The following is an 11,612-nucleotide window of genomic DNA, read 5'->3' as shown; positions in this document are numbered from 1 at the left end:
TCTGGCGCCGCCGGGGCCTGCTGGCCGCCGTCGGCGCGGCCGTCGTGGTGGCGGTCGCGGCGGCGACCGCGGTGGTGCTCTCGTCCGGCTCGGGCGACGGCCCGGCCGCGGCCGTGGCGGGCGGAACGAAGAACGCCGCCCGGCTCGACCCGGTGGCGAGCATCGAGACGGGCACGGCGGAGAGCCTCCGGGACGTCGTCTACAGCCCGGACGGCGCCTATCTCGTGGGGGTGTTCAGGAAGGAGAACCTGACGGTGTGGGACGCGAACACCCACGCGAAGGTGACCACGCTGAGCGCCGGTGAGGGCGTGCTTCCGAAGAGCGTCGCCGTCAGCGGGAACGGCCTGGTCGCCATGGGCTACATGGTGCCGATGCAGATGACGTCGCACGGCCTTGAGAGCGGCCACGGCGGGGCCAAGGTGTGGGACCTGCGCTCAGGCCGCACGGTCGCCGACGTCACGTTCAAGTCCTCCGACCGCACCGACCTGTTCGTCATGGACGGCCTGGCGTTCAGCCCCGACGGCCGCTACCTGGCGGGCTCCGGGTCGGGCCGGGGAGAAGGCTTCGGCAAGGTGCCCCTTTGGGACGTCAAGGCGGGGAAGCTGCTGCACACCTTCGTCCTCGACGGGCCCCAGGCGGGCACGACCGCCGCGGTGCAGAGCGTCGCCTTCAGCCCGGACGGGAAGACCCTCGCCGCCGGGTACGGAGACGGCGACCTCGGCGGCGGTGTCGCCCTCTTCGACGTCGCGTCCCGTTCCCCGGCCGGCACCCTGCCGCTCGCCAAGGCCGACGCCTTCGGGGTCGGCGGTCTCGGCTTCACTCCGGACGGCGGGACCCTCACCGGGACCTTCGGCGGCGTCGGCGTCTGGGACGTCGCGGCCAAGAAGGCGGGCCCCGCCCTCGCGGACGCCGAGTCCGGCTTCCAGTCGATGGCCCTCAGCCCCGACGGCACGACCCTCGCCGCGGGGCGCGGCGCCCGGGAGGGCGGCGGCGGGGTCACGCTGTGGGACATGTCCTCCAAGAAGCGGCTCCTGTCGGTGGACATAGGCCGCGGCGGCGTGGGCGGCGTGGCCTTCGCCCGGGACGGCCGCACGCTCGCCACCGCCACCGACGACGCGCGGTTGAAGGACGTGATCAAGATCTGGAGGCTCCGGCGGTGAAGCCCCTGGGCCCCGGAGACCCGGCGCAGGTCGGCCCCTACCGGCTGCTCGGCCGGCTCGGCCGCGGCGGCATGGGCGAGGTCTTCCTCGGCCGCTCCCCCGGCGGGCGCCTCGTCGCGGTGAAGGTCGTGGCGCCCGAACTCTCGTCCGACGCCGACTTCCGTCGCCGGTTCGTGGAGGAGGTGGAGGCCGCGCGCAAGGTCGGCGGCTTCTACACCGCGGAGGTCGTCGACGCCGACCCGGACGCCGAGCGCCCCTGGCTGGTCACCGCCTACATCCCCGGCCCGTCGCTGCAGCAGGCCGTGGCCGGGAACGGGCCGCTGCCCTACCAGGCGGTCGAGGTCCTCGGCTCCGGTCTCGCCGAGGGGCTGCTGGCGGTGCACCGCGCCGGCCTGGTGCACCGCGACCTCAAACCCGGCAACGTCCTGCTCGCCGACGACGGCCCCCGCGTCATCGACTTCGGCATCGCCCGCGCGCTGGACGCCGCACAGAAGTCCACCGCGGTCATCGGGACGCCCGGGTTCATGTCCCCGGAGCAGGCGCGGGGGCGCGCGGCCGGGCCGGAGTCCGACGTCTTCTCGCTCGGCTGCGTCCTCGCGTACGCCGCCACCGGGGAGACCCCCTACGGCAGGGGGCGTCCCGCGGTCGTCGTCTACCGGATCATCCATGAGGAGCCGGACCTGTCCCGGCTGCCCGACCGGCTCCGCCCGTTCGTCGCCGCCTGCCTGGCCAAGGACCCCGCCGCCCGGCCGTCGGTCGGCGACGTCCTGGCGCGGTTCGCGCCGTCCGCCGACGAGGGGCACTGGCTGCCGGAGCGGGTCAGCGCGATGATCACCGAGCGCAAGGCCGCGGTGCCGCCGACCGGCGACCGGTGGCCCGGACCGTGGACCCCCGCTCCGCCGCCTCCGGTCACCGGCCACACGCGTGTCGCGACCCGGCCCGCCGGGCCCCGGACGTCCGCGTGGACGCGTCCCCGGGTCATCCTTCCCGCCGCCGCGGGCACCGTCGTCCTCACCGCCGCCCTCACCTGGGGGGCGATCGCCCTGACCGGCGACAGCGGGCCGGGCGCCCGGGCCGCCGGGGGGACGCCGAAGCCGGGCAGCGCGTCCCAGGACCCCTGCGATGTGATCGACCAGGGCATCATCCGGGACAACCAGCTCATCTCCACCGGCGTACGGGGCGGCTACGAGAACGCCGCGGAGGACATCCGCACCTGCGAATGGCAGACCGCCCAGTACGGGGCCGACAAGGACTTCCGGCTGACCCTGATGTACTCCCCGAAACCCGTGCGCCTCTTCCGGACCGACGTGACCGACGCCGAGCACGACAAGCTGACCGCACTCCCCGGCATGCGGGCGTACAGCAGCGACGACGAGAGCGCCTGCCAGGTCACGTGGGACAACGATGGATCGTCCACCCAGGTGAGCACGGTCGCCACCGGCCAGTCGAGCGACCCCTCGGGCATGTGCTGGATGGCGGCGGAACTGGCCGAATCGGTGGCCAAGAAGGTGCCGTGACACAGCGCCGCGACACCTCTCGCCGTCAGGAGGTGTGGCGGAGCAAGGCCGGGACGACCGTGTCCCAGGTCCGGCGCGGGAGTTCGTTGCCCGTGCCGGGGAGGACGAGGAATTCGGCCGACGGGATCTCGGCGGCCAGCGCCCGGCCGTTGCCCAGCGGGAAGAAGGGGTCGTCCTCTCCGTGGACGACGAGGGTCGGGGCGGTGATCTCGGGGAGGCGTTCGCGCCAGCGGTCGCCGCAGTCCAGGGCGGCGAAGACCGTGCCCATCTGGTTCGCCCGGTGCGCCTTGCCTGGGTCGGCGCCTGACGGCACCGTGCGGTCGTAGACGCGCTCGATGTTCGCGCGGGCCTCGGCCTCGTCGAAGGACGGGCCCGACACGTGGCGGGCGTTCTCGACCAGGAAGCCGACCACCGACTCCCGGTCCGTCCAGTCGACCTGCGGCGGCTTCATGAAGCGGGCCATCAGCTCCGGGGCGTGATCGGGCAGGTCGGCGTCGGCCGGTCCGGGGGCAGTGGGCCTGGTCGCGACGAGGGTGAGGGTGCTGACGCGCTTCGGGTGGTCGAGGGCGAGGAGCTGGGCGATCCAGCCGCCGGTGCCGAACCCGGCGACGTGCGCGGCCGGCAGTCCGAAGGCGTCGAGGACGCCGGCGGCGTCGGCGACGAGGTCGCGCAGCGTGTATCCGGGGGCGCCGGAGTCGGCGGACTCGGACCGGCCCGTGTCGCGCAGGTCGTAGCGGACGACGAACCTGCGCAGCGCGGCGAGGCGCCCGCACAGGTCGTCCGGCCACGTGAGCATCGTGTTGCCGATCAGCAGGATCGGCGGGTCGGACGGGTCACCGAACGCCTCCGCGCACAGTTCCACCCCGTTGGCCTTGATGAGCTTCTCCATGACGGGGTGGACCGTGCGCGGAGCCGGAACTCATCGCTTCACGGCGTGTCCGTCTTGGCGGCGATCGCCTCCAGCGCCGCGGTGATGTTCGCCTCGGCGGCCGCCTTGTCGACGCCCGCTCCGGAGAGGAGCCCCGTGCCGTTCTCGAATTCCAGCAGCGCGAGGAGGATGTGCTCGGTGCCGATGTAGTTGTGGCCGAGCCGCAGGGCCTCGCGGAACGTCAGTTCGAGGGCCTTCTTGGCGTCCTGGCCGAAGGGGATGAGCTCGGGGACCTCCTCGCCGCCCGGGGGCAGCGCGGCGGTCGCGGCCTGCCGGACGGTGTCCAGCAGGACGTCCTGGGCGAGGATCGCCTTGGCGGCGAGCGCCTCGGGCTCGGTGAGCAGGGCGAGGACGAGGTGGGCCGGGGTGATCTCGGCGTGGCCGGCGGCGCGGGCCTGGCTCATGGAGGCCACGACGACCTTCCGGGCGCGATCGGTGTAGCGGGAGAAGCCCTGGGAGGGGTCGAGGTCGGACTTCTCCCCCTTGGGGACGAAGCGCTTCTGCGCCGCCTGCTTGCTGACGCCCATGCTCTTGCCGATCTCCGTCCAGGACGCGCCGGAGCGGCGGGCCTGGTCCACGAAGTGGCCGATGAGGTGGTCGGCGACCTCGCCGAGGTGCTCGGCGGCGAGGACCGCGCTGGTCAGCTGTTCGAGGGCGTCGGTGTGGCTCTTCTTGATGCCGTTGATCAGGTCGTCGAGGCGGACCTGGACGGGCGGGCGCTGCGGTTCGGTCATGCGTCAACCATAGGTTGACGATCCTGGATCGTCAACCTTGGGTTGACGATCACCAGTCGGCTGCTCCGGCGAAGGACGTCGGGTCGGGGTCGTAGCCGAGGGACTCCCTGGCGGCGGTGATGTCGAGGGTGCGCTCCAGGGCGAGATGGCTGATGGCGTAGCGGGTGAGCCTCGGCGGTTCGGGACGGCGGGCCAGCAGGAACACCCCCTCGGCGACGGCGGCGAGCGGGCGGGCGGCGCGGGCCGGGACGTACACGGGGCGCGCCCGGACCCCGCGCTCGCGCAGGATCGCGCGGAACGCGTCGTCGATCGCGACCGGCTCCGCGTCCGCCACGTTGAAGACGCCGGGGGCCACCGGCCCCGTCGCGGCCAGGACGCAGGCCTGGACCAGGTTCCCGATCGACGTCAGGCTGATGCGCCGGCGCCCGGTGCCCACGGCGGGCAGCAGCGGCCCGCGCACCGCCGACAGGACGCGGGGCAGGAGCGTCGTGTCGCCGGGACCGTAGACCGCGTGGGGACGGAGGATGACAGCGCCGCGCTCCATGGCCAGCCGTTCGGCGGCGGCCTTCGACGCGCCGTAGGCGTTCATGTAGCGGCGCACCGGGGCCTCGTCCTCGCGCGCCATGACGCTCGGACGGAACGGGTCGTACACGCTGGCCGTGCTGAGGTGCACGAACCGGGTGCCCGAGAAGCTCGCCAAGGCGTTGTGGGTACCCGTGAGGTTGGCGGCGAAGAGGGATGCCGCGGGTCCCCAGTCGGTGACGCTCCCCGCGCAGTGGACGACGGCGTCCACGGCGGGGGCGTCCTGCAGAGGGCCTCGTGTCAGGTCCCATGAGCGGTAGGCCGCGCCGCCCACATGCTCCGCGGCCACCGCCGGGCGGCGACCGAACGCGAACACGGTGGCGCCCTCGGACGCGAGCGCCCGGCACACCGCGCCGCCGACGAACCCCGAGGCGCCCGTCACCGCGATCCTCACCGCACCACCAGCCTCACCGCACCACCAGTTCTCGGAGCCGGTCCCGGTCGAGCTTGCGGGTGCGTCCGGAGCGGGGGAGGTCGTCCAGGACGACGATGCGGTCCGGGAGGGCGTCGTGGTCGATGACGTCCGGCAGGGCGCGGCGCAGCCGATCAGGCAGGGCGCGGCGCAGCCGGGCGGGCAGGTCGCGGGGGCCGACCACCGCGAGGACGACCTCCTCGTCCCCCGTCCGCGGGTCCGGCACGCCCACGATGGCGGCCTCGGCCACGTCGGGCAGCGCGGCGATCGCCGGCTCGTACAGGCCGGGGTAGAGGTTGAACTTGCCGCGGATCAGCATGTCCTTCTTGCGGCCCGTCAGGACGAGGCGGCCGCCGTCCAGCCGCGCGAGGTCACCGGTCGGCAGCTCGGAGACGGGGTCCGCGCCGAGGTACCCGCGGCAGAGGTTGGGGCCGGACAGCAGCAGCTCCCCGTCGCCGGCCAGGCGGGCGCCGACGCCGGGCAGCGGCGCGCCGAGCAGGTCGCCGGGCCCGGCATGGGCGAGCTTCTCCTGCGCGGACGCGATCGCCACGGGCAGGATCTCCGTCATCGCGTACACCGACAGGACCTCCGCCGAGGGGGCGGCCTCGATCGCCCGCCGGAGGATGGCCGCGGGCGCGGGGGCCGCGCCGAGCAGCACGTACCGGACGGACGGCGGCAGCTCGCGGCACGCGTCCAGGATCTCGGCCAGATGGACGGGAACGCAGAACGTGTGCGTGGCGTGCCGCTCGCGCATCAGCCGCGCGAAGTCGGCGGGCGCGCAGAACAGGGGCGGCATCGACCAGCGCGCGCCCGCGATCAGCGTCGGCAGGCCGAGCATGAGCTGGTCGGTGTGGACGACGTCCCCCGGCCCGAGCGGGAGCCGGGAGCGGAACAGGTCGAGCGCCGCCGCCAGGGACGCCTGCGTGTGGACGACCGCGCGCGGGTCCGCCGTCGTCCCCGAGGTGAAGATCACGGCGGCGGGCGCGTCCGGATCGGGTTCGCGGTCGGGCTCGGGAGCCTCGCCGCGGGCCAGGCGCGCGAAGGACAGCGCGTTCCGGGGCACGCCGGGCAGCCGGCGGCCGACGCGGATGTGCCGCATCGGGCCCTCGCCCGGGATCCGCAGGTCCGCGAGGTTCGGCAGGAGCAGCCCCCGCCGCCGCGCGTACGCCCGGACGGGCCGGAGCCTGCTGCCCGCGTACAGCACCGACTCCGCCGCCGACCAGCGGGGGCGCGCCAGCCGCAGCCGCGCGGTGAACATCTCGGGCCCGGCCCCCGGGTCGGCGAACACGACCACTCCCCCGGCCGCGACCACGCCCAGCGCGAGGACGAGCGACTCCGGCGAGGGGCGCACGGAGAACAGCACGCCGTCGCCCGCGGCGAGCCCGCCCGACAGCAGCCCGTGCCGGACGGCGAGCACCTGCCGCCGCAGCTCGCCGTAGGTCAGCTCCGCCCCGTCCCCGGAGACCAGGGCGACGGCGCCGGGCGTCCGCGCCGCCTGGTCGAGGAGCCACCGGACGAGCGTCATGCCGCCCCTCCTTCGCGTCCGCGCCCGGATCGGACGGCGAGGTGGCGGTACGTCGGGATCAGGACGTTCCGGGCGGCGGCCCGGCGCGTGACCGTGAGCGGCGCGGCGGCCAGCAGCGTCCGGGCGACCAGGCGGATCTGCGCCATGGCCAGCGGGTAGCCGATGCAGAAGTGCGGCCCGGCCCCGAACCACAGGCGGCGCAGCTCGGGCGGGTGCGGGCGGTCGAGGTCGAACGGGCCGTGGGCGCGGCAGCAGTTGTGGGTGGCGATCAGCACCCGCTCGCCGGGGCGGATCGCGACCCCGCCGACCTCGGCCGGGCGGTGCACGCTGCGCAGCATGACCGGTGTCGGCGTCGTGACCCGCATCGCCTCCTCGACGGCCCGGTCCAGGAGGGCGCCGTCCCGGGCGACTCGGTCGAGCTGCCCGTGGTCGGCGAGCAGGGCGATCAGGCGCGGCAGCAGCGTCGCGACGGTCTCGGTGCCGGTCAGGAAGAAGGCGCCGGCGGCGCCGCGGGCCTCGTCCTCCGACAGGCCGAGGGCCCGCATCCGCCCCATGACGGTGGACTCGTCCCCCGCCAGGTAGGACTTCGCCGCGATGTCGCCGAGCGGGTCGAGCACCGCGCGGGCGCGCCGGACCTGGGACGGGGAGAGCCGCCGCGTGCGCAGCGACACCATCGAGACGATCCGCTCGCCCTGCTCGAACAGGTCCCGGTAGGCGGCCTGGGTGCCGCCCTCGAGCCCGATCACCTCGCCGATCACGGTCCCGGCCATGACCCGCGCCGCGTCCACCAGGTCGACGGTCGCGCCGCGCCGCAGGCGGTCCGCCAGCCCGGCCAGGGGCTCGGCGAGCACGCGGGCGCACAGGTCCTCGGTGTAGGACGGGACGAACAGGTCGGTGAGGCGGCGGCGGAGGGCGCGGTGCGCGTCGCCCTCCATGTTGAGCAGGACCGACGGCCCCAGGACGGGCGTCCACAGCTCGCCGGGCGAGCCCGGTCCGTCCTTGCGGAACGTCTCGCCGTCCATGAGGATCTCGCGGGCCAGGACGGCGTCGTTGACGACCACGCCGATCCCGGGCACGCGCACGATCGGGCCGCGCCGCGCGACCCCGCGCAGGAACGGGTAGGCGACCGGGTGCGCGGTCAGGTAGAGCCGCTCCTCCCAGTTCATCGGATGTCCCCGCCGCTCATCTGATGTCCACGACCTCGGGGCGGTAGCGGTGGTCGGCGTACCAGCCGAGGGTCCTGACGAGGCCGAACGCGCGGAGCCTGCGCACGGAGCCGTACACGACGACGTCCTTCCGCAGCCCGTAGGCGTCGGTCACGTAGCGGACGCGGTTGACCAGCGCGCGGTCCTCGTGCACGTCCTCGATGCGGGTGCGTGGGAAGCCGCCCGACCGCTCGTACAGATCGGCCGTGATCGCGACGTTGCAGCCCGGCATCATGACGTACGGGCCGAGGTAGAACGGGTCCTGGTTGCCGGGGCGGAAGCGCCCGAAGAGGGCGGCGATGTCGATGACGGCCGGGAGCAGGCGGCGCTCCCAGAATCTCAAGCGGAACTCGTCGGTGCGCGGCAGCAGCGGCCCGGACACCATCTCCAGGCCCTCGGTGAACGCCCGCTTCACCGCCGCGACCCAGCCGGGGTGCGGCAGGCAGTCCGCGTCGGTGCGGGCGACGTGCGTGGCGCCCGCGCTGATCGCGTGCCGGACGCCGGTGTCTGCGGCGGCCCCGGTCCCCTTCTCCGGCTCGTGGACGATCCGGACGTCGAACGCCGCGGCGTCCGCGGCGAACTCCTTGACCACGGTGGCGGTGGCGTCCGTGCTGCCGTTGTCGACCACGACGAGGGTGAAGCCGGTGTCGGTCTGCTCGGCGAGCCGGCGCAGGGTCGCGCCGATCGAGCGCTCCTCGTTGAAGGCCGGGACGACGATCCAGAGGTTCATCGGGTTCGGCGGGTTCACGATCACAGCTCCGCGAACATGACGCCGAGGCTCACGCCGCCCGCGAGCCCGATCAGCGCGATCCGGTCGCCGGGGCCGCAGCGCCCCTCGGCGAGCGCCGTGGCGATCTGCAGCGGCAGGCTCGCGGACGCGACGTTGCCGTGCTCGGGCAGCGTGACGACGAGCCGGTCCGGCGGGACGCCGAGGACCGCGCGCAGCGTCTCCAGGTACGGCAGCGTCACCTGGTGGACGCCGATGACCGCGAAGTCGTCCCAGGTCAGCCCGGTCTTGGCGAGCGCGGTGGTGAAGATCTCCGGCCCGGTCGCGAGGAAGGCGTCCTTCAGCCGGCGGCCGTCCCCGCTGAAGTAGGTGTACTCGGGGTCGCGCGGGTGCATGGAGCCGCCCGCCGGGAGCGTCCCGATCCGCCAGGCGCTGGAGACGGCGGCGAAGTCGCGGTAGAAGATCCCGCCGTCCGGGGCGGCCTCGACGAGCATCGCGGCGCCGCCGTCGGAGAGGGTGTAGCCGGCGAAGGCGTCCACGAACTGGGTGCGGTCGCGCACCTTCCAGCGGATCGCGCGGGACGGGCTCTCGCCCGTGCAGACCAGTACGCGCTCGTGCTGGCCGGTGCGGATCAGCGCGTCCGCCATCTGGAGCCCGTTGAGGAAGCTGTTGCAGGCGTTCTTCACGTCGAAGACGGGGCAGGTCACACCGAGCTTGGCGGCGACGATGTGCGCGGTCGCGGGCTCGATGAGGTCCTGCGACGCCGACCCGAACACCAGCAGGTCGACGCCGGCGGGCTCGACCGCGCGGTCGGCGAGCACGCGGCGGGCCGCGGCGACGGCGAGGTCGGACGCCTGCTCGTCGTCGCGCATGACGTGCCGGGCGCGGATGCCGGTCATCCGCTCCACGATCGTGGGGTGCGGACGGTACCCGGCGCTCTCGGCCGCGACGCGGGCCTCGACCTCGGCGCTGCTGACCGTCCGGTCCGGCAGGTGCGCGGCGACGGCGGTGATGCGGGCTCTCATGGGCTCGGGTCCCCCGGTTCCTGGTGCTCGGTCTCCGGCCAGCCTCGCCGACCGCGGGCGCTCCCGGTGAGAGGAACCCTACGCATCCCTGACCGGGCGTTGTACCCGGTTCGCCGTGAGTACTGCCACTTAGCCCGATTTGAGGGATTTCACGCTTCCGCCCGGATGCTCCGACCGCCAGAATCGGCGGGTGACCAGCACGAAGACCACCAGCGCGAAGATCTCGGGCACGCGGGCCAGGAGCACGCGGATGAGAAGCACAGGGACCGCGAGCGCCGCGCGGAACGAGGCGCGGCTGCTGTGGGCCGCGAACCCCGGCCTCTTCGCCCTCCTGGAGGCGGCGCGCCACACCGGACCCATCACGCGCGTGCCGAGGCTCGGGTGGGTGGTGACCGACCCCGTCCTCGCGCGGGAGGTCCTCAACGACCACGTCAGCTTCGGCATGAACGGCGAGGGCGGCGTCGGCCACCTCTGGACGCAGCTGTTCGGGGACGAGATGGCGCGGTTCTTCGGCGGGGCCACGCACACCGAGATCCGCACCCGCGCCCGCGACCTGTTCACCGAGGACGCCGCGCAGGTCCTGGTGGAACGTTCCCAAGGCCGGACCCACGCCGCGCTCGCCGCGCGCCTCGCCTCCGGGGCGGGCGTGGACGTCGCCGACGCGGCGCGCGTGCTGGCCGGGCGCATGGTCGCCGACCTGCTGGGCCTGCCGGCCGACCGGGCGGACGCAGCCCACCGCGGGCTCTTCGCCGCCGGGGAGCGGCTCGCCCGGCTGGCGCTGGGCACGACCGCGTCCACCGACCTCGACCCGGCGGTCGTCGCGCGGGCCCGCGCGATCGTGGACGAGATCACCGCGGGCGTCCCGCGCGCCTACCGGACGGCCGGGCCGGACACCCTGCTCGGCCGCTGCCGCGAGATGGACCTCGGCCTGCCGCTCGCCCGCGGCCTGGCGACCCTGCTGGTGATCGCCGGGACGGAGACCGGGGCGTCCGGGACCGTCCGCACCGCCGCGCTGCTGCACGACACCGGAGGGCAGCGGGCGCTGCTGGACGACCCGTCCCTCACCGGCAACGCGGTGCGCGAGGGGCTGCGCGTCGCCGCCCCGGCGCCGGTCATCGGACGGCACGTCGCCCGGGACGCGGCGGTCGGCGGGCGGCGGCTCCGCGTGGGCGACCGGGTCCTGCTGCTGACCTACCGGGCGACCGGCGCGGCCGGGCCGTTCGACGTCCGCCGCGCGTACGTGCCCGAGACGCGCCAGCTGTGGTTCGGCGGCGGGCGCCACCTGTGCCTCGGCGCCGCCGTGGCGCGCGTGCAGGTGGCCCGGATGCTGGAGACCCTGCTGTCGTCCGGGCGCCCGTACCGGGTGGTCTCCCGCCGCCCGGCCCGCCGCGTCCTCGTCCCGTCGTACGCCGAACTGCGGGTGCGGCTCGCCTGACCCCGGCAGCGGCGAGGCCGCAAGGCCTCGCCCTGCTAGACCTCGGGGATCTCGGTGGGCGGGGCGTCCTTCTGCGGGGCGGTCGGAGTCGGGGCCGTCGGCGTCGGGGCGGGCGCCGGGGAGTGCGTGATCGTCGGGCTCACCGGCCGCGCCGGCTGCTCGTCGCGGGGCGCGGAGTTCCACCACCAGAGCGCGAAGGAGACCGCGAACAGCACCAGCACGGCCCCGATGACCTGGACCACCGCCGTCCGGTGGCTCGGCTCGCGGCCCCGGCGGCGCAGCGCGGAACCGCCGCCTCGGGCGCGCCGCCGGGGCCGGCGCGCCCCCCCCCCCTCCCGCCGCCCCGGCGCTACGGGACCCTT

The 11,612-nt window shown here is 74.9% G+C and carries 10 protein-coding genes and 1 pseudogene; 3 read left to right on the top strand and 8 right to left on the bottom strand.

The annotated features are described in order from the left end of the window. Both ABWI07_RS43440 and ABWI07_RS43435 read left to right on the top strand, forming a co-directional pair. Positions 1-1,160 (top strand): WD40 repeat domain-containing protein (locus ABWI07_RS43440; protein WP_353822137.1); only part of this gene is annotated, 1,160 nt, incomplete at its 5' end. Then, positions 1,157-2,677 (top strand): serine/threonine-protein kinase, encoded by a 1,521-nt coding sequence (locus ABWI07_RS43435; protein WP_353822136.1) that lies wholly within the window; start codon positions 1,157-1,159, stop codon positions 2,675-2,677. The genes ABWI07_RS43440 and ABWI07_RS43435, both read left to right, overlap by 4 nt. Before the next feature lie 25 nt (positions 2,678-2,702). Here ABWI07_RS43435 and ABWI07_RS43430 read toward each other — a convergent pair whose 3' ends face one another. Genes ABWI07_RS43430 through ABWI07_RS43400 form a run of 7 tightly spaced genes read right to left on the bottom strand, consistent with a single transcriptional unit; the run spans position 2,703 to position 9,815 of the window. Further along, the gene (locus tag ABWI07_RS43430; protein ID WP_353822135.1) at positions 2,703-3,566 is read right to left on the bottom strand and encodes an alpha/beta fold hydrolase; all 864 of its coding nucleotides are present in this window, start codon (positions 3,564-3,566) and stop codon (positions 2,703-2,705) included. Between the two features lie 38 nt (positions 3,567-3,604). Then, positions 3,605-4,339, bottom strand: coding sequence for a Clp protease N-terminal domain-containing protein (locus ABWI07_RS43425; protein ID WP_353822134.1), 735 nt, complete (start codon positions 4,337-4,339; stop codon positions 3,605-3,607). Positions 4,340-4,388: 49 nt separating this feature from the next. Further along, positions 4,389-5,315, bottom strand: coding sequence for an NAD-dependent epimerase/dehydratase family protein (locus tag ABWI07_RS43420; RefSeq protein ID WP_353822133.1), 927 nt, complete (start codon positions 5,313-5,315; stop codon positions 4,389-4,391). Positions 5,316-5,328: 13 nt separating this feature from the next. Next, complete coding sequence (locus ABWI07_RS43415; protein ID WP_353822132.1) at positions 5,329-6,858, bottom strand: class I adenylate-forming enzyme family protein; 1,530 nt, start codon at positions 6,856-6,858, stop codon at positions 5,329-5,331. Further along, a complete protein-coding gene (locus tag ABWI07_RS43410; protein ID WP_353822131.1) occupies positions 6,855-8,024 on the bottom strand; it encodes a cytochrome P450 in 1,170 nt (389 codons plus the stop codon). Before ABWI07_RS43410 ends, ABWI07_RS43415 begins: the two co-directional genes overlap by 4 nt. A gap of 16 nt (positions 8,025-8,040) precedes the next feature. Further along, positions 8,041-8,811, bottom strand: coding sequence for a glycosyltransferase family 2 protein (locus tag ABWI07_RS43405; protein WP_353822130.1), 771 nt, complete (start codon positions 8,809-8,811; stop codon positions 8,041-8,043). 2 nt (positions 8,812-8,813) lie between these two features. Further along, positions 8,814-9,815: a 3-oxoacyl-ACP synthase III family protein gene (locus ABWI07_RS43400; protein WP_353822129.1), complete on the bottom strand. Its 1,002-nt coding sequence runs from the start codon at positions 9,813-9,815 to the stop codon at positions 8,814-8,816. Between the two features lie 250 nt (positions 9,816-10,065). Here ABWI07_RS43400 and ABWI07_RS43395 point away from each other — a divergent pair, with 250 nt between their 5' ends. Continuing rightward, on the top strand, positions 10,066-11,250 hold the full coding sequence (locus ABWI07_RS43395; protein WP_353822128.1) for a cytochrome P450: 1,185 nt from the start codon (positions 10,066-10,068) through the stop codon (positions 11,248-11,250). A 35-nt stretch (positions 11,251-11,285) separates the two neighbouring features. Here ABWI07_RS43395 and ABWI07_RS43390 read toward each other — a convergent pair. Continuing rightward, a pseudogene (locus tag ABWI07_RS43390) lies at positions 11,286-11,612 on the bottom strand (hypothetical protein); the annotation flags it as partial.

The sequence above is a fragment of the Actinomadura sp. NPDC000600 genome, assembly GCF_040492135.1.
Taxonomy (GTDB): domain Bacteria; phylum Actinomycetota; class Actinomycetes; order Streptosporangiales; family Streptosporangiaceae; genus Spirillospora.
This window is presented reverse-complemented; position numbering and strand designations above follow the sequence as displayed.

Bases quoted from the DNA above. Each gene is read 5' to 3' on its own strand.
- ABWI07_RS43430 (WP_353822135.1), bottom strand. From the start codon at position 3,566: ATGGAGAAGCTCATCAAGGCCAACGGGGTGGAACTGTGCGCGGAGGCG.
- ABWI07_RS43425 (WP_353822134.1), bottom strand. From the start codon at position 4,339: ATGACCGAACCGCAGCGCCCGCCCGTCCAGGTCCGCCTCGACGACCTG.
- ABWI07_RS43415 (WP_353822132.1), bottom strand. From the start codon at position 6,858: ATGACGCTCGTCCGGTGGCTCCTCGACCAGGCGGCGCGGACGCCCGGC.
- ABWI07_RS43410 (WP_353822131.1), bottom strand. From the start codon at position 8,024: ATGAACTGGGAGGAGCGGCTCTACCTGACCGCGCACCCGGTCGCCTAC.
- ABWI07_RS43400 (WP_353822129.1), bottom strand. From the start codon at position 9,815: ATGAGAGCCCGCATCACCGCCGTCGCCGCGCACCTGCCGGACCGGACG.
- ABWI07_RS43395 (WP_353822128.1), top strand. From the start codon at position 10,066: ATGAGAAGCACAGGGACCGCGAGCGCCGCGCGGAACGAGGCGCGGCTG.